General features: G+C 60.0%; 16 protein-coding genes. 10 read left to right on the top strand and 6 right to left on the bottom strand.

Annotation, left to right across the window (positions count from 1 at the left end; translation table 11 throughout):
* Positions 1–116: 116 nt before the first annotated feature.
* From GFM02_RS02285 to GFM02_RS02260, 6 genes are all read left to right on the top strand, one after another.
* Positions 117–971, top strand: coding sequence for an alpha/beta hydrolase (locus GFM02_RS02285; protein ID WP_168320650.1), 855 nt, complete (start codon positions 117–119; stop codon positions 969–971).
* On the top strand, positions 968–2,578 hold the full coding sequence (gene ggt, locus GFM02_RS02280) for a gamma-glutamyltransferase (RefSeq protein ID WP_168320649.1): 1,611 nt from the start codon (positions 968–970) through the stop codon (positions 2,576–2,578). Before GFM02_RS02285 ends, ggt begins: the two co-directional genes overlap by 4 nt.
* 67 nt (positions 2,579–2,645) lie before the next feature.
* Positions 2,646–3,620: an ABC transporter permease gene (locus GFM02_RS02275; protein ID WP_168320648.1), complete on the top strand. Its 975-nt coding sequence runs from the start codon at positions 2,646–2,648 to the stop codon at positions 3,618–3,620.
* Positions 3,621–3,624: 4 nt separating this feature from the next.
* The gene (locus GFM02_RS02270; protein WP_168320647.1) at positions 3,625–4,539 is read left to right on the top strand and encodes an ABC transporter permease; all 915 of its coding nucleotides are present in this window, start codon (positions 3,625–3,627) and stop codon (positions 4,537–4,539) included.
* The gene (locus GFM02_RS02265; protein ID WP_168320646.1) at positions 4,536–5,513 is read left to right on the top strand and encodes an ABC transporter ATP-binding protein; all 978 of its coding nucleotides are present in this window, start codon (positions 4,536–4,538) and stop codon (positions 5,511–5,513) included. Before GFM02_RS02270 ends, GFM02_RS02265 begins: the two co-directional genes overlap by 4 nt.
* The gene (locus tag GFM02_RS02260) at positions 5,513–6,517 is read left to right on the top strand and encodes an ABC transporter ATP-binding protein (RefSeq protein ID WP_168265862.1); all 1,005 of its coding nucleotides are present in this window, start codon (positions 5,513–5,515) and stop codon (positions 6,515–6,517) included. The genes GFM02_RS02265 and GFM02_RS02260 overlap by 1 nt, the downstream gene beginning before the upstream one ends.
* Positions 6,518–6,565: 48 nt before the next feature.
* On the opposite strand, the gene GFM02_RS02255 is transcribed toward GFM02_RS02260, so the two are convergent.
* The 3 genes from GFM02_RS02255 to GFM02_RS02245 all read right to left on the bottom strand — a co-directional run bounded on the left by GFM02_RS02255 (position 6,566) and on the right by GFM02_RS02245 (position 8,675).
* Positions 6,566–6,991, bottom strand: coding sequence for a CBS domain-containing protein (locus tag GFM02_RS02255; protein ID WP_168320645.1), 426 nt, complete (start codon positions 6,989–6,991; stop codon positions 6,566–6,568).
* 101 nt (positions 6,992–7,092) lie between these two features.
* Positions 7,093–7,533, bottom strand: a complete 441-nt coding sequence (locus GFM02_RS02250) for a DUF2267 domain-containing protein (RefSeq protein ID WP_131641184.1) — start codon at positions 7,531–7,533, stop codon at positions 7,093–7,095.
* 92 nt (positions 7,534–7,625) lie between these two features.
* Positions 7,626–8,675 (bottom strand): AI-2E family transporter, encoded by a 1,050-nt coding sequence (locus GFM02_RS02245; protein ID WP_168320644.1) that lies wholly within the window; start codon positions 8,673–8,675, stop codon positions 7,626–7,628.
* A 142-nt stretch (positions 8,676–8,817) separates the two neighbouring features.
* Here GFM02_RS02245 and GFM02_RS02240 point away from each other — a divergent pair, with 142 nt between their 5' ends.
* The 3 genes from GFM02_RS02240 to GFM02_RS02230 all read left to right on the top strand — a co-directional run bounded on the left by GFM02_RS02240 (position 8,818) and on the right by GFM02_RS02230 (position 11,291).
* A complete protein-coding gene (locus tag GFM02_RS02240; RefSeq protein WP_205930167.1) occupies positions 8,818–9,792 on the top strand; it encodes an alpha/beta fold hydrolase in 975 nt (324 codons plus the stop codon).
* 273 nt (positions 9,793–10,065) lie between these two features.
* Positions 10,066–10,740, top strand: coding sequence for a L,D-transpeptidase (locus GFM02_RS02235; RefSeq protein ID WP_168320643.1), 675 nt, complete (start codon positions 10,066–10,068; stop codon positions 10,738–10,740).
* Between the two features lie 14 nt (positions 10,741–10,754).
* Complete coding sequence (locus GFM02_RS02230) at positions 10,755–11,291, top strand: OmpA family protein (protein WP_168320794.1); 537 nt, start codon at positions 10,755–10,757, stop codon at positions 11,289–11,291.
* A 314-nt stretch (positions 11,292–11,605) separates the two neighbouring features.
* Here the strand turns inward: GFM02_RS02230 and GFM02_RS02225 are convergent, their stop codons facing one another.
* Positions 11,606–12,076, bottom strand: coding sequence for an Hsp20 family protein (locus GFM02_RS02225; RefSeq protein WP_025396923.1), 471 nt, complete (start codon positions 12,074–12,076; stop codon positions 11,606–11,608).
* Positions 12,077–12,423: 347 nt separating this feature from the next.
* A complete protein-coding gene (locus tag GFM02_RS02220) occupies positions 12,424–14,907 on the bottom strand; it encodes a beta-glucosidase (protein ID WP_168320642.1) in 2,484 nt (827 codons plus the stop codon).
* A 203-nt stretch (positions 14,908–15,110) separates the two neighbouring features.
* On the opposite strand from GFM02_RS02220, the gene GFM02_RS02215 reads away from it, so the two are divergent.
* Positions 15,111–15,749, top strand: a complete 639-nt coding sequence (locus GFM02_RS02215) for a TetR/AcrR family transcriptional regulator (RefSeq protein WP_168320641.1) — start codon at positions 15,111–15,113, stop codon at positions 15,747–15,749.
* Positions 15,750–15,811: 62 nt separating this feature from the next.
* On the opposite strand, the gene GFM02_RS02210 is transcribed toward GFM02_RS02215, so the two are convergent.
* Positions 15,812–16,645, bottom strand: coding sequence for an alpha/beta hydrolase (locus GFM02_RS02210; RefSeq protein WP_168320640.1), 834 nt, complete (start codon positions 16,643–16,645; stop codon positions 15,812–15,814).
* Between the last annotated feature and the right edge of the window lie 56 nt (positions 16,646–16,701).

Raw genomic sequence — 16,701 nt, 5'->3', positions numbered from 1 at the left:
ATCCAATAAAGACTTGAAGTGCGTCGCATGGATCCATTCGATGCGACGCGGTTTAAGAACAGCAGCATTGGGGCCGCCCCGAGGGCGCCCCTTTCTTCATCTCCCAGGAGACATTCATGCAGGAACTTGGAACGGGCGAAGCCGTCGCCCGGGCGAAGGCCATCTATGACTATGGCCAGACGGCCATCTTCGCCTCTCAGGCCGATCCCCGCCTCCATATGGTGCTTTATGTGCCGCCGACGGCGGCAGACGGCCGCAAGCTCGACCTCCTAGTCGCGGTCCATGGCACCGGGCGCACGTCGGCCATCGACTTCCGCGACGGTTTTGCCGAATTCGGACTCTACAACGACTGCGCCATCCTTTGCCCGATCTTCCCGGTTGGCGTTCTCGGCGATGGTGCGCGTTCCGGCTACAAGTTTCTTAAGGAAGGCGACATCCGCTACGATGAGGTCGTCCTCGCCATGGTCGCGGAGATGGCCGACAAATACCGCCAGGACTGGTCCAAATTTGCCATGTTCGGCTTCTCCGGTGGCGGGCATTTCGTGCACCGTTTCACCATCCTGCATCCGGAAAAGCTCTGGGCGGCATCGATTGGCGCACCTGGTTCCGTCACCCTTCTGGATCCGACACGGGACTGGTGGGTCGGCATTCGGGATCTGGAGGCGCGCTTCGCCAAGTCCTTCCGGCCCGAGGATCTCGCCAAGGTGCCGGTGCACATGATCGTCGGTGACGCCGATCTGGAGACCTGGGAAATCACCCACAAGCCGGGCGGCAAATATTATATGGATGGCGCAAACGACGCCGGCAAAACCCGGCCAGAGCGCCTTGCCGCCCTGGCGAGCTCATTCCGCAAAGCGGGTGTCGATGTGACATTCGATCGTGTTCCGGGCGTCTCTCACGACCGGATGAAGGTTCTCGGTCACGTCAAGACCTTCCTGGCAAAGGTACTGGAGGGCCGTCGCGCGAAATGAGAAATGCAACGATCGTGGCGCCTCAGCCGGAGGCAGTCGAAGCCGGCGCGGAAGTTCTCGAACACGGCGGCAATGCCATCGACGCAGCACTTGCCTGTGCTTTCGTCCAGGGCGTGGTCGACCCGCAGATGGCCGGCATCGGCGGCTTCGGCTCCATGCATGTCTACATGCCGAAAAAGGGCGTGCACGAGATCCTCGAATTTTATGCGCGCGCGCCGTTGAAGGCTGCGCCGGACATGTGGCTCGACAAGATCAAGCACCAGAGCCGCGACGGCTTCGGCTACGTGCTTGAAGGCAATATTTCCGATATCGGCTACCTTGCCGTCTGCACCCCTGGCTCGCTCAAGGGCTATGAAACCGCGTTGCGCGACTACGGAACCTTCGATTGGGCCGATCTCATCAAGCCGGCCATCCGCCTTGCCCGTAACGGTTTCATGATCCGAAACCACATGCACTGGTATTGGGCCAAGGACCAGTCGAATGACGGTTTTGCCAACACGCTCGACAAGCTGCGCTTTTCTGCAACGGGCCGGCAAACCTATTTCCACGCCGACGGCACGCTCAAGAATGTCGGCGACCTGCTCGTCAACAAGGACATGGCAGAGACCCTCGAACGCATCGCGCGAAGCGGCGGGTCGGACATCTTCTATCACGGCGAACTGGCCGAACAGATCGCCGGCGATTTCAAGGCAAATGGCGGCTTGATTGATCGGGAGGATCTGGCGCGTTACGAATTGTCGAAGGTAGAGCCGGTTTGGGGCGACTACCGCGACAACCGCATCGCCACCTCGCCTCCACCAGGCTCGGGCTTCCCGATGCTGGAACTCCTGCACATCATGGAGCAGTTCGATGTCGGCTCGCTGCAGCATGGCAGCGCCGAACATGTCTGCATCCTGTTCGAAGCCATGAAGCGGATGACGATCGACAAGGACGCGCATATGGGCGATCCCGTCTATGTCGACGTGCCCTATGAAAAGCTGCTGTCGAAAGAGCATGCAAAGGCGCATGCCGGCGCGATCAAGGCGGGTGAGATCGCCAGCGTATCGCGTCTTGATCAGTCGCAACGCGACACCACCCACATCTCGGTGATCGACAAGGATGGCAATGCCGTCGCGATGACCCACACCCTCGGCAGTCCCTCGGGCGCGATCACCGATGGCCTCGGCTTCATGTACAACGGCACGATGAGCCGCTTTAATCCGCTTCCGGGCAAACCCGGCTCCATCGCACCCGGCAAGCGGCGTCCCAGCTCGGCGGCACCGACGATCGTCTTCAAGGGTGACGAGCCGAGCATCGTCATCGGAGCGCCAGGCGGCAGCTATATCGCGCCGGCTGTTGCGCAATGCCTGATGAACATGATCGATTTCGACATGTCCGTGCTCGAGGCCGTCTCGGCGCCAAGGATCGTAGGGGTGTCAAACACGATCGACATCTGCAATCGCATTCGACACTCTGTCGAAGACGAGCTGCGGGCGCAGGGCTACCAGGTGGCGCGGTCGCCGCAGACATATGCGTTCGCCGCCGTCCACGCGATCAAGATCGACGGCGGCATCTCGAAAGGCGCGGCCGATCCGCAGCGCGACGGGATGGCGATCTCCGTCGCCTAAAGCATGTCGCGCAAAAGTGTGCAGCGGTTTTGCGACAACGACGTGCGGCACTGTAGGGAGAGGTTCAATGGTCACATCCATCATCAGGCGGTTGATACAGGCGCTGTTCGTCATTGTCGCGATGACGATCATTGTCTTCATCGGCGTCAATGTGATCGGCAATCCGGTCGACATCCTTATCAACCCGGACGCCAATCAGGCGGAGCGGGCACTCGTCATCGCCCATTACGGTCTGGATCAGCCGCTATGGAAACAGTATCTGCTGTTTCTCCAAGGACTTCTGCACGGGGATTTGGGCAACAGTTTCGTTTACGGGCGCCCGGCGCTGGGCCTGATCCTCGAACGTCTCCCGGCAACGCTCGAACTGGCGATCACGGCTCTCGGCATTGCGCTACTGTTCGGCTTGCCGCTAGGGCTGTATGCAGGGCTCTACCCCAACCGAATTTCCTCCAAGCTGATCATGAGTGGCTCGATTCTGGGCTTTTCGCTTCCGACCTTCTGGGTCGGTCTTATGCTGATCATGGTGTTTTCCGTCGAGCTTGGCTGGTTGCCGACGAATGGCCGCGGCCCGACGCAACAACTGCTCGGCGCACAATGGTCGTTTCTGACCGGGGACGGCATCCGGCACCTTTTATTGCCAGCCTTCAACCTGGCTCTGTTCAAGACGTCGCTCATTCTTCGGCTGACCCGCGCCGGTGTGCAGGAGGTCCTTCCCCAGGACTATGTGAAGTTTGCCCGCGCCAAGGGCTTGCGAGAGCGGCGGATCATTTCCGTGCACGTTCTCAAGAACCTGATGATCCCGGTGGTGACGATCATCGGCCTCGAGTTCGGGTCGCTGATCGCCTTTTCGGTCGTCACCGAAAGCATCTTTGCGTGGCCTGGTATGGGCAAGCTCATCATCGACTCGATCAATCTTCTCGATCGCCCTGTCATCGTCGCCTACCTGATGATGATGGTGCTGCTCTTCGTCGTCCTCAACTTCATCATCGATATCTGTTACACCCTTCTGGATCCGCGGGTCCGGCTGGAAGGAAAGGCTTGACCCCATGGCCGAACCAAACACGCAAGATACAAGTGCTCCAGCGCCCGAACCCAGTCGTCTGTCGAAAGGGATCGCGGATTTCTTCAGCTCTCCCGCAGCCGCGATCGCCCTCCTCACGCTGGTGATCATCTGTTGGCTAGCGCTGCTCGCGCCATGGATCTCTCCGCAAAATCCATATGATTTGATGCAGCTCGACATCATGGATGGACGGCTGCCGCCGGGGTCCGAATCCATGACCGGGCTTGTCTATCACCTCGGCACCGACAGCCAGGGCCGCGATATTCTGTCCGGCATCCTCTATGGGCTGCGCACCTCGTTACTGGTGGGCGTTCTATCGGCTTTCGCGGCTGCCATCATCGGAACATCGGCCGGATTGTTCGCCGCTTACATGGGAGGGCGCACGGAAACCGCGATGATGCGGCTCGTCGACCTGCAGCTCTCGTTTCCCACCATATTGATGGCGCTGATGATGCTTGCCGTCCTGGGCAAGGGCGTGCCCAATGTCGTGATCGCACTGATCATCGCCGAGTGGGCCACCTATGCCCGCACGGTGCGCGGCACCGCTCTGGTCGAGCGCGAGAAGGAATATATCGAGGCAGCTCGGATGCTGCGCCTGCCCGGGTGGCGCATCCTCTTCAGGCATCTGCTGCCGAACTGTCTTGCGCCGGTCATCGTCATCGCCACCATGCAGATCGCCCGGGCAATCGGGCTCGAGGCGACCTTGTCCTTCCTCGGTCTCGGTGCATCGGTGACCGAACCCTCGCTCGGCATGCTGATCTCGACGGGCTACCAGTATCTTCTGACGGGCCTTTACTGGATCAGCTTCTTCCCCGGCATTGCCCTTCTGGTCACGATCGCGGCGATCAATCTCGTCGGCGACCGGCTGCGCGATGTCCTCAACCCGAGGAACATGTCATGACCCCATTGCTGCAAGTGAGCAATCTCGTCACAGAATTCGGCAGCGGCAGGGGCCGCCCCAGCCTTTGCGCCGTCAATGATGTGTCGTTCACGGTGGAGCGCGGCAAGGTCCTTGGTCTTGTGGGAGAATCCGGATCCGGAAAGTCGGTGACCGGCTTCTCGATCATGCGGCTCCTCGATAAGCCCGGCCGGGTTGCCGGCGGCCGGGTCATCTTCGACGGCGCCGACATCGCGAAATATTCGGACGAAGAGATGCGGCAGCTGCGCGGCAAGCGGATCGCCATGGTATTCCAGGATCCGATGATGACGCTCAACCCGGTCCTGACGGTCGGCACGCAGATGGTGGAAGCCGTCCAAGCACACGAGCGGGTCTCGAAGGATACCGCCCGGCAGCGGGCGCGGGATGCTTTGGCACTGGTCGGAATACCAAGCCCTGAAGAAAGGCTTGCCGCCTACCCACATCAGTTTTCCGGCGGAATGCGCCAGCGCGTGGCAATTGCCATCGCGCTTCTTCACAAGCCGGACCTCATCATCGCCGATGAACCGACAACGGCGCTTGATGTGACGATCCAGAGCCAGATCATTTCCGAATTTCAGAAACTCACCGAAGAGGGAAATACGGCGGTGATCTGGATCACCCACGATCTGGCGATCGTTTCAAGATTGGCCGACGAGATCGCCGTCATGTATGCCGGCCGCCTTGTCGAGACCGGACCGGTGGGCAAGGTTCTGACCGATCCCCACCATCCCTACACCGCCGGTCTGATCGCGTCGGTGCCTTCGCAAAACAGACGCGGAGAGCCCCTTCACCAGATCCGCGGCATGACGCCGGCGATCAACCGCCTCCCACAGGGATGCAGTTTTCGTACGCGCTGTGATAGGGCAACCGACGGCTGTCTGGTCATGCCGGCGCTCATGCCGGAAGGCGATCGCTCCTTCCGCTGCATTCATCCCGTAACGAAAGAGGTAGCATGATGACGGCGACCGCCGCGCCCCTGATCGAAGCGAGGAACGTGTCGCAGCGCTTCGGAGCCAAGCCCGATCTCGCCGCTAAGATCGCGCTCAAGCTCAAACTGGCCAAACCGGCGCCTGTCGTTCACGCGCTTGATAATGTCAGCCTCAGCATCCGGCCCGGAGAGGTTGTCGGCCTTGTCGGCGAAAGCGGCTGCGGGAAGTCGACGCTCGGCCGCGCTATTGCAGGGATCACTTCGCCGAGCCAGGGCCAAATTCTCTGGAAAGGGATGGACCGAAGCGCCATGTCGAAAGGCGAGCAGCATCAGTTCGGTCTCGCCAGCCAGATGATTTTCCAGAATCCGATGGCGGCTCTCAATCCGCGCATGACCGTCGAGGAGCTTATCTGGGAGGCGCCTCGAACCCACGGGCTTGCCCGCTCGACGGAACGCGACGTCTATGTCGACAGATACTTGATGCTGGCCGGTTTCGACCCGGCCATGAAAAAGCGATATCCGCACCAGTTTTCCGGTGGCCAGCGGCAGCGCGTCAATATTGCGCGCGCGCTCGCCGTGCAGCCGAAATTCCTCGTCTGTGACGAAAGCGTCGCGGCACTCGACGTTTCCATCCAGGCCCAGGTGATCAACCTGTTCATGGAACTTCGTGACAAGCTCGACCTGACCTATTTGTTCGTAAGCCATGATCTCGGCGTCGTGGAACATATTTCCGACCGCGTTGCGATCATGTATCTCGGCCGCATCGTCGAAGAGGCGCCCGTCGAGGAGGTTTTCAGGCGGCCCAACCATCCTTACACGAAAGCGCTCTTGGCCGAGGTGCCGCGCATCGAACCCGGCAAGCGACAGTTCAAGCCCGTCGATGGCGAACTCCCCAGCCCGATAAACCCGCCAAAAGGCTGTCACTTCCATCCGCGATGCCCGTTTGCGATGGACCGCTGTCATGTGGAAGTGCCGGTGAAAAAGGAAATTGCACCGGGGCACCTGTCAGCTTGCCACCTCAACGATGAATGATCTCAAACGATAGGATGCTGTTTGCTTCAGGCCTAAAATCATCCTCCTCTAATGTGCATGAGCGCCGCCCGGTCGGGAAACTTTTTTCAACCCGGCTCCCGCCGCAGCGGTGTCCGCCAGGGACGCATCGCCGAGTGAAATGACGCCGGTAAGGCGTTTGTCACGATTGACGACGGGAAGGCGGCGGACCTGGACCTGCCCCATATTGCGGGTCACGTCGTCGACATCTTCGTCTTCGAAACAATATTTGACATCGCGCGTCATAACTTCGCGCACCTTTGCATCGCCCCCTAATCCGTCGGCAAGCCCGCGCACGACGAGATCGCGGTCGGTGATCGTTCCGACGAGCCGGTCGTTGTCGCCGACCGGCAGAAAGCCGATCTGCCTGTCGGCCATGCATCTCGCGATTTCGGCTATCGTCTGATTAGGGTTGGCGATTTCTACATCGCGCGACATGATCTCTGACACTTTCATGGTCTTTCCTCCTGCCTTTTGCGGTTAGTGGACGTCGAATGTTCCGGCGAGAGTCGTTTCCGAAACGATGTGGTTGCGGCTCCTGCCACTCTCTTGAGGCCCTAATGGCGCATATCCGGATCCGGCCAGAGCGCCTGGACTTCTGCCGGCAGTCCGTGGCGCACTTTCCGCACCTCGCCCGGATCGATGTAGTGGGAAAGCACACGGAAAACCGACCGCACGGCCTCCTTCGCGTCTACCGGATGCGTCGATGAAAGCTCGTGGTTCACCTGCTCCAGGAACTCATCCAGGGAACGGGAGCGGACGGGTTGTTTGGAAGGATCGTAGCGGTCGTAATAGGCGCCGCGCACGAGGAGCGGCAGCTGGGCCGACAGATGCGCAGCCAGATCGATCGGCAGACGATCTCTCAACGTATGAAGAACCGCGCCAAGCACGTGCCAGGCGAGCTGCCGATCAGGTCCCTGGTCGGCCATCAGATCGTCGAGCCATATATTTGTGGTTTGCAGCGTCTTATCGAAGACGGCGACACCCGAAGCGCTCATGGCTTCACCTCCATGATGATGGTTCGAATCTGTTGAACCAATCAGGGAGATGAAAGTTCCGGAAGCCATCGTTAAATGCACCGGCCGCTTCGTCAGGAATCCGACGTGCCCTCCTCCTCCACGAATATTCCCCAAGCGGCGATGAAGAGAGCGGCTATCAACGGCCCGATCACGAAACCATTGACGCCTACGAGAGAAATGCCGCCAATGGTAGAGATGAGGACGACATAGTCAGGAAGCTTGGTCTCCCTGCCGACCAGGGATGGCCTCAGAAGATTATCGACAAGACCGATGACGAGGGCGCCGACCGCAACCAGCACAATCGCCTTCACCCAAAAGCCGGCCAGGGCCAGGTAAATGGCCGTGGGCACCCAGATCAATGCGGCGCCGACCGCAGGTAGCAGCGACAGGAAGCTCATCAATACGCCCCACAGCAGGGCTGGCTCGACGCCGAGGGCCCAAAAGGCGATGCCGCCGATCAAACCCTGGATGATGGCGATGATAATATTGCCTCGCACGGTCGCGTGAATGACCGAGGTGAATTTGGAGGTGAAGCGCAGGGTATGGGCGTCGCTGAGAGGCAGCGCTCTTCTGATGACACTGGCAAGGACACGCCCATCCCGGAATATGAAGAACAGGAGATAGAGCATCACGCCGAAGGTCACGAAGAACCGCACGGTGTTCTGGCCGAGGCTCAAGGCACGCCCGGCAAAGAAGCCGCCGCCCTGCATCAATGCCGAGGAAACGCGATCCTGAAACGTATCGACGCCATTCAGCTCGATCCTCCGGAGCCAGTCGCGGAGGAACAAGGGCATCGCTTCTTGCAGTTTCTGGACAAAGCTCCGGACATCGATCTCGCCGCTGTCCATGCGTTGGTAGAGAAGATTGCCCTGCTGGACGAGTGAACTGAGGACGATCAACCCCGGAATGATCACGACGCAAAGGCAGACCAGCACGGAGAGCGCTGCAGCAAGGTTTGCCCGCCCACGCAGCTGGGCCTCCATACGGGCGTGAAGCGGGAAGAAGATGATAGCGAGGACGACTGCCCAGAATATTGCCGAATAGAACGGCAGGACGACGGCGACGAACGCAATGGTCACGAGGACCAGAAGCACATAGAAACTGACACGCTGAAGGAGCATTCGATCTTTCCGCTTCGAGACCGCGATGATGGTAGCACAGATAAGGCGGCAGCGCTGTGCCTCCCCCGCATCCTACTTTGGCGGCTCGATGCCGCAGGCGTCGTCTCGCAGCCGACTGGAACTTCTTCTTCCGATTTTCGTTATGCGGCTCATGTTAATGAAACCATCAGCCCGGCCGACGCTCGGAACAACAATTAACATTGAAGATCAGGATGTTCACATCCTTGACGGTGGCAACCCACATGGCATTCCAGTCCTCCTCCTGCATGGCTGCGGCAGCCTTGCGCAGGAAATTTTCCTTCCCTTCGACAACAGCGACTTCCGGATCATTGCGCCCGACCGCCCTGGCTATGGACTGAGCACGGCGCTTGCACCGGCGGAGCGTGGACCTGAGGGACAGTCCTTCTGGCTTGAACGCCTTCTCGCATCTCTTGACCTGCCGCAGGTGAGGATCGTTGCGCACTCGATCGGCAGCGCAGCGGCGTTATACCTTGCTGCAAGAAGACCAGACCTCGTCAGGGGACTTTTTCTCATTTCTCCATGTTGCGCGCCTGTGCCATCGAAGCCGTTGATTGTGCTTAGATCGGCGGTCGCCCCGGTGGTCGGGCCGTTGATCCGCCAGCACGTCATCGGCCGGTGGCCCGCGTTTTTTCTCGATCGGGGCCTGAGGTCGTCTTCTTTTCCCAATCCCCTGCCTTCTCATCTCTCGGACCTGCCGGCCTCTCACGTGGTCAATCCCATTACCATCCGCACGATGGCCGACGAGTTGCGCGCCTTCAACCGAGACATGGAGCGCCTTCCAGATCTGCCTGGCGATCTTCCCCTGCACGTTCTCTTCGGGATGGAGGACCGCGTGATTTCACCGAACTGGCATATTGATTGGCTTTGGAGGAAGCATCCGGGGCCGATCGTCAGATTGCTGGAAGGTGTCGGGCATTTGCCCCATCATGTGGTCCCTGGCGTTGCGCGAGAGATGCTCTATGATCTTGTGGAGGCATTCGCACAAGAAACGGAACTGCCGCATGTGAAGAGCATCGGCTCGCAGGCGGTTGCGGAAGCGTCATCTCGCAAAGAATGCGTGCCGATCTTGAGGGGAGGTGAATCCCCGGCCCTCTAATTCGAAGCGCGGCCGGACGGATCCAGAAATCTCGGCGTTCGGACACCCTTGTCGAAGACGTTGACGCCCTCGACGTTGCGACGACGTACCCGAAGCCGCCCATCTTGTGTTGGGTGCAACGCTATTCTCCCAGAGTAACGATAGGGCAATACCAGACCAGAAGGCCGCAAGCCGATCTCTGCCTTTAGTGTGGAGATGATTTTTCTGTTGTCGCAAATGAAAAATCTGATTTAGTGATGCTTTCGCTGCTTGGCTTTAAGGGGGATATTGCCGATGGCGTGGACTCGCAGAAATATTGTGCTGGGTGGTTTGGCGTTACTTGGCGCCGGTGCAGTCCGGAAACCGGCATTTGCCGCGGCGTCTTCCTATTTCGACGGCACCGCTGTCGACAATGGCGTGACGTTCCGAAGGACCAACTTCGCCAAGATCGACAAACAGTGGCACCGCCAGGTTGTCAAATATTTCAGCAGCGAGCCGATCGGCACCGTTGTCGTCGACACGAGGCACCATTTTCTCTACGTGATCATGGAGAACAAGACGGCGATCCGCTACGGCGTCGGCGTCGGTCGCGAGGGCTTCAAATGGTTTGGCCGCGCGACGATCGACAGCAAATCGCTCTGGCCGCGCTGGACGCCGCCGCCGGAGATGCGCAAGCGCCATCCGGAACTGCCCGAATTCGTGGCGGGAGGCTCACCGAAAAACCCACTCGGGCCACGCGCCATGTACCTGCATCGCGACGGCGTCGACACCGGCTATCGTTTCCACGGCACGCTGGAGCCGTGGAGCATCGGCAAGGATGCCTCCAGCGGCTGTATCCGTATGTTTAACGAAGACGCCATCGATCTTTACCAGCGTTGCCCCATCGGCACTGCGGTGCAGGTCCTGCCGCATATCGCAGACCAGGCTGAAAGCGCCACTCAGGTCAGCCAGACAACCCCGGTCGAATAAGGAATTTCACCTTGATCTCTATTGCGACCGGATTTACGAGGCGCCTTCTCGCCGCGACAATGCTCTTGGCGCTTGCCGCCTGCTCCACCACCGAACTCGCCTCGCTCGAAGAACCTGCGGCGGTGCCAATGACCGGCCAGACGAACGATCCGGCGCCTGGTTTCGAAAACGTCGCGGCTGGCAGCGAGCAAGATTTTATCCTCAATGTCGGCCGACGGATTTATTTTACGCAGGACTCTGCCAAGCTCGATTCCGTCGCGATGGCGACGTTGGACAACCAAGCCAGCTGGCTCAACAACAACCCCTCCTGGATGCTCAAGCTGCAAGGATTCGCCGACGATTCAGGGTCCGCGTCTAACATGGAGCCGCTGTCGCAGAAGCGTGCCGACGCGGCAATGGCTTATCTTATCTCAAAGGGTGTGGACGCAAAGCGGATGTGGGCCAAGGGCTACGGGAATGAGCGCGAAGTCCGCGACTGCACGGAGCGCTCCTGCAAAGTGCAGAACCGGCGCGTCGTCTCCAATCTCCGCAAACAGCCCGACGCCGTCTGATCTCTTCGCGAATGCCCTTGTGAAAAAGGGGATGAAGCCACGTAATTCGCGGCAAGATGACGTCGCTTAGGAGCATTTGGGGGGATGCGGCGAAGCCAGTAGGGTGGTTCGCCAGACAATGGGCCGGCCACCAAGCCGGCCCTCCTGCATCCAACTCAATTCAGGATCGCGCTACCGGAACAGAGGCTCCGGAGCGGAGCTTGTCAAGAAGCTTCGAGAGCGCACGCTTTCCCGCGTCCTTTGCACTTGCCCCGCGGCGTTTCCTGATTTCGACCGTGAACGGCTTTTTCCGAGACTTCATCGAGAAGCGCTCCTTAAGCCACCTGGCGCTCGGCTTCGATCTGAAGAGGCGCCTGCTGAAAGGAGCCGTCCCCAATGGCGATTTTGCGCGGCTTCATAGCTTCCGGCACCTCACGCTTCAGCGCGATCGAGAGAATACCGTTCGTCAGGGACGCATTCTCGACCCTGACGTGGTCCGCGAGTTCGAAGCGACGTTCAAACGCGCGCCCGGCAATGCCGCGATGCAGATATTCGCCATCCTTCCCTTCGGCCTTCTGGCCTTTCACCACGAGCACGTTCCGCTCCTGGGTGATCTCGAGATCGGCCTCGGCGAAACCGGCGACTGCCATCTGGATACGATAGTCGTCTTCGCTCGTCTTGACGATGTCATAGGGCGGCCAGGTCTCGATCGCCTGCAGCCGCTGCGCGTTGTTCAAGAGGTTGAAGACCCGGTCGAAGCCGATGCTGGACCGGTAGAGGGGTGCGAAGTCAAGTTCGTTTCTCATAGCCATATCCTCCGTAAAGCAACATGGAATGGAGACGCGTCGGAAACGCGTCCCAGGTCTGGTCGACCCGCCTTTGCGCTGTCGACGAAAATGATCTGGTTTCGAGCGTTTTTCGATTCAAGAGGACATCTTAAAAATTTTTTGGTCGACGCTTCAGGCAGACCGCAAGCCTCTTGAACGCTGTTTTCCTTCACCTAAATCGAATGGCACGGGACTGTGACGCGCTTCCCTGGATGACGTCCAGGGTCCAAGCCGGTTGAAATTCGGTTGAGAGATGGTCGCGCCCGAATTGCCCTGTCGAGCGCGCACCTCGTCGGTCGAATAGTCGGCATAGTCGAGGCGGCGAACTATCCGATGAGGCTGGCCGCTGCGTATGCAGGCGGCAACAGCGTGTCGAGCGGTGACGGCAGATCGATGATGAACCTGATGTCCGCGGCATTGGCCGCCACGACCAGCTGGTAGTCGCCGGGCTCGGCGCGGAAGGCGCCGGCCTCGACGTCGAAATAAGCGAGATCACGCGGCAGGATCTTCATCACGGCTGTCCCTGTTTCACCGGGCAGCAGCGAAAGCTTTGAAAAGGCGCGCAGTTCCTTGTCCGGCCGCTCCACCTTGGACTTTGGCGAACGCACATAGAGCTGGACCAGTTCCGACCCGGCCCGGTCGCCGATATTGGTCAGATCGACGCTGACAGTCACGCCTTCGGCACCCATTTCGCTGGCTGAGAGCCGCGGCTCGCCCCAGCCGAAGCGCGTATAGCCAAGGCCGAAACCGAAGGGGAAGAGCGGCTCGACGGCGCGTGTATCATGGTGACGGTAGCCGACGAACACGCCCTCGGCATAGCGCACATGGCCATCCCTGCCGGGATAGACGGCTGGATCGTCTGTTATTGCGGAATTGTCGGCAAGCGCCTTCGGGAATGTCTGCGGCAAGCGTCCGCCGGGCTCGACATCGCCGAAGAGGACATCGGCGACGGCATTGCCCAGCTCCTGTCCGGGATACCAGATTTGCAGCACGGCGCGAACCTTGCCGAGCCAGGGCATTTCCACCGGGCCACCGGTCTGCAGCACGACCACGGTGTTGGCGTTGACGGCCGCAACCCGCTCGATCAGTTCCTCCTGCCGGCCGGGAAGCCGCATGTCGGGCAGGTCCAAGCCCTCGGTATCCCATTCGCCGTCGCGGCCGACGAAGAGCAGCGCCACATCGGCATTCAGCGCCGTCTCGACGGCTTGCCGCATATCGGCCTCTCCCAAGGGCTTTTCGACGCCGAAGCGGATGGCCGTGAGGTTGATCCCCTCCCCGGTCGCCACCGGCGTGTCGTACTCGACGGTGACGGTATGGGCCTTGCCCGCATCGAGCGCCACCGTGCCGCGTTGTTCGTCATTGGCGGTGCCGAAATAGTTTTCGCCACGTGTCCAGCCGTCGTGGCCGTCGACCGTGAGCCTGCCATCGACGAAGAGCCGCGCCAGTCCGGCATTGGTCATGCCGAAGACATGATCGCCGCTCTCTTCCGGCGCGAATTGCATCGTCATTCGCGCCGAGAAATTGGTGGGGTCGAGATCGCCTGACGGCAGTTCGAACCAGAAGAACTCGCCCTTGTCGACGGTCTCGACATGAAGTGGATTGCCCTGGCAGCCACGCCCCTTGAAATATTCGACGGTGATCTTTCCCTTGGCCACCTCGATCAGGCGATTGTGGCGGCAGCCGACCGCGTGGCTGACGCTGTTGGCATTGGAACGGGCGGCTCGAATCCCTTCGAGCGGGCTGATTGTATAGTGCGCCGCGATCTGCGCGCTGCCGCCGCCCATGACACGCGCGCTCGCAGCGTTGGGCCCGATCACGGCGATCCGGTCGAGCGACGTCTTGGCAAGCGGCAGGATGCCGTCGTTCTTCAAAAGGACTGCGCCTTCGGCGCCGAGACGCCGGATCAGCGCCCGGTCTTCCGGCAGGTCGACCGCCTGCTCCGTGAGGTCGGGCCTCTTCTCGAACGCACCGACCCGCTCTAACAGCAGCAGGATGCGTCGCGCCGCCGCCCGGACGGTCGCCGCCTCGACCCTGCCTTCGCGCACGGCCACGACCAGCTTCTCGCCGCGATCACGCGCCGGGCCGGGCATTTCGAGATCGAGACCGGCATTGATCGTCTCGGCCGTCGAATGCGAACCGAACCAGTCGGACATGACGATGCCGTCGAATCCCCATTCCTCGCGCAGCACCTTGGTCAACAGCCACGCATGCTCGCTCGTATAGGTGCCGTTGAGGCGGTTGTAGGAGGACATGACGGCCATTACGCCGGCGCGCCTGACAGCCTGTTCGAAAGGCGGAAAGTAGATTTCGCGTAACGTCCGCTCGTCGATATCGGAAGACATGGTCTGCCGCTCGATCTCGGATTCGTTGCCGGCGAAGTGCTTGATGGTTGCGGCGATCCCCTGGCTCTGCACGCCCTTGATATAGGCGACGGCGAGTTCCGCGGTCAGCAACGGATCCTCGGAATAACATTCGAAATTTCGCCCGTTGAGACCGGAACGATGGATATTCACCGTGGGAGCGAGCAGCACGGCGGCACCCTTGCTCTTCGCCTGGTGGGCAAGCGCTACGCCCATGCGCTCGACGAGATCTGGATTCCAGGTGGCGCCGAGCGCGATGGCGACAGGGAAGCAGGTCGCCTTGACGCCGCCGACCAGCGAACCCGCGCCGCGAGCCCCATTCGGCCCGTCCGTCACCTTGATCTTCGGCACATCAAGACGCTCGACGGGGACGGTCGTCCAGAAATCGGCGCCTGACAGCAGCGAGACTTGCTCCTCGAGCGTCATCTTGTCGAGAATGGAATCGATCATGCAAACCTCTCCTTCAACGGAATTCGGGCATTGCGAAGTGCTGGCCGAGCATGCTCGATGCCAATTCATCCGGCGGCGACGCCAACTTCTCCACGCGCCACGCAGTTGTTAAACCTACCGATTACTCGGTATTTTTAAGATGTCAACCGCTGAGCCGTGATGTATGGATGGAGCGCGGGAGAAAGAGGCAGACGGAAGAGACCATGGCAGAATTTTTCGAATCGAAGACCGGACAGGACGAAAAGCGATGGCGCCGATCTCGCAAGGGCGAAGCGCGCCGTGCGGAGATCCTATTGGCTGCGATGCGACGTTTTGCCGAAGACGGCTACCAGAATGCCGCCATCGGCGATGTGGCTCGCGACGCCGGCCTGTCGCTGCCGGGCCTGCTGCACCATTTCCCGACCAAGGTCGATCTCCTGCTTGCCATTCTGGACAAGCGCGATCTCGAATGTGAAAGCTTCATCGGGCCCTATCGTTCCGATCTCCGCGGCCTGCTCAAGGGCATGGTCGAGGTCTTCCGCCGCAACGCCGAAATGATCGAGGTCGTCAGGGCCTTCGCCATCCTGAACGCCGAGAGCCTTGTGAAGGATCACCCGGCCAAGGCATGGTTTCTCGATCGTGCCACCCAGCTGCAGCATGACATCGCCGCCACCTTCGAACTGGCCGCCGCCGATGGCTCGATCGACGGCAAGATCGACGGTCGGGCGATGGCGGCCGAGCTGATCGCGGTAATGGACGGCCTTCAGATGCTCTGGCTGCGCGATCCCACCCGCTTCGACATGGTCGGCGGCTTGGAAGCCTATATCAGCCGCCTGCTGGCGAGCCTTGGCCTGGAGGATTGAGTTTTGGCTTGCGAATCTGCGCTCGGGAGCCGGTCGCGGATGATGCTCTATCGGAAGATCTATCATCTATCAAAGCGTGCCAACCAGGCCATAATGCGGCTTACGGCTTCGTAATACCTCTGCCCAACAAGCAGGCCCGTATGCGTGGTACCCCAGAGACCTAGATATTCGCTACCGATGTGACGCGCTGTCGCCCGGCCTTGATGTTGATCGGTTTCGTCGTTGACGGCGCAAATGACGAGGCTGGGACAGGCGATCTTCTCGCCTTCGATGGAAATCCCCTCCGCCCCGAAATGAAAGGAGAATGCGCTGAATGCCTTTGCAGATTCCATGGACAGGTACTTCCGCTGGAATTCGATATCCTCGAATGTTTCATCGGTACTGAGCTCGTCGCGCACGGGAGCAGGCACGACGAGGCCGGGCATTCGCAACGCGAGATCGCGATAGGGCGCCTCCGCATGCACTTGCTTGCAAATGCTGGAATCGATCAAGACCAGCCCGGCAATCTTCACACTTTCCGCCAGTTTCTGACTCAGGATTCCTCCCATGCTGAAAGCGATCACGATGGGAGGAGTTCCACATTCTTCGACGATTTCGGAGATCACCAGCCGGATGTCTTCCAGGTAATCTTCAAACAGGATTTTTGTTAAATCCATCGACCTGCTTTTGTAGTGGCCTCGCAGGTTGACGCAATAAGAGGTCCATCCAACCGATATGAAATGCGGAATGTATTTGCTCCACATCCAGCTCCCGGTAAAGGCGCCGTGAACAAAGAGCAAAGGCGGTCGAATGGACTGCCTCGAAGCGCCGTGCGAATGAAATATTTCCAGAAATAGGTCATTCTCTCCGACGTATTTTTCCGTGTGCTCGGGTCGTTCTTTTGCATAGTCCCGCATACCGCTCACTCCTTTGATATTGGCTGGCTGCGCATCGAGACAGAGGATATTTGCTA

The sequence above is a fragment of the Rhizobium leguminosarum bv. viciae genome (assembly GCF_012276115.1).
GTDB classification, from domain to species: Bacteria; Pseudomonadota; Alphaproteobacteria; order Rhizobiales; family Rhizobiaceae; genus Rhizobium; species Rhizobium leguminosarum_T.
This window is presented reverse-complemented; position numbering and strand designations above follow the sequence as displayed.

Coding starts and splice junctions, on each gene's coding strand:
- GFM02_RS02285 (WP_168320650.1), top strand. CDS start 117: ATGCAGGAACTTGGAACGGGCGAAGCCGTCGCCCGGGCGAAGGCCATC.
- GFM02_RS02265 (WP_168320646.1), top strand. CDS start 4,536: ATGACCCCATTGCTGCAAGTGAGCAATCTCGTCACAGAATTCGGCAGC.
- GFM02_RS02260 (WP_168265862.1), top strand. CDS start 5,513: ATGACGGCGACCGCCGCGCCCCTGATCGAAGCGAGGAACGTGTCGCAG.
- GFM02_RS02210 (WP_168320640.1), bottom strand. CDS start 16,645: ATGCGGGACTATGCAAAAGAACGACCCGAGCACACGGAAAAATACGTC.
- GFM02_RS02225 (WP_025396923.1), bottom strand. CDS start 12,076: ATGAGAAACGAACTTGACTTCGCACCCCTCTACCGGTCCAGCATCGGC.
- GFM02_RS02215 (WP_168320641.1), top strand. CDS start 15,111: ATGGCAGAATTTTTCGAATCGAAGACCGGACAGGACGAAAAGCGATGG.
- GFM02_RS02245 (WP_168320644.1), bottom strand. CDS start 8,675: ATGCTCCTTCAGCGTGTCAGTTTCTATGTGCTTCTGGTCCTCGTGACC.
- GFM02_RS02235 (WP_168320643.1), top strand. CDS start 10,066: ATGGCGTGGACTCGCAGAAATATTGTGCTGGGTGGTTTGGCGTTACTT.
- GFM02_RS02270 (WP_168320647.1), top strand. CDS start 3,625: ATGGCCGAACCAAACACGCAAGATACAAGTGCTCCAGCGCCCGAACCC.
- GFM02_RS02250 (WP_131641184.1), bottom strand. CDS start 7,533: ATGAGCGCTTCGGGTGTCGCCGTCTTCGATAAGACGCTGCAAACCACA.
- GFM02_RS02255 (WP_168320645.1), bottom strand. CDS start 6,991: ATGAAAGTGTCAGAGATCATGTCGCGCGATGTAGAAATCGCCAACCCT.
- ggt (WP_168320649.1), top strand. CDS start 968: ATGAGAAATGCAACGATCGTGGCGCCTCAGCCGGAGGCAGTCGAAGCC.
- GFM02_RS02240 (WP_205930167.1), top strand. CDS start 8,818: ATGCGGCTCATGTTAATGAAACCATCAGCCCGGCCGACGCTCGGAACA.
- GFM02_RS02275 (WP_168320648.1), top strand. CDS start 2,646: ATGGTCACATCCATCATCAGGCGGTTGATACAGGCGCTGTTCGTCATT.
- GFM02_RS02220 (WP_168320642.1), bottom strand. CDS start 14,907: ATGATCGATTCCATTCTCGACAAGATGACGCTCGAGGAGCAAGTCTCG.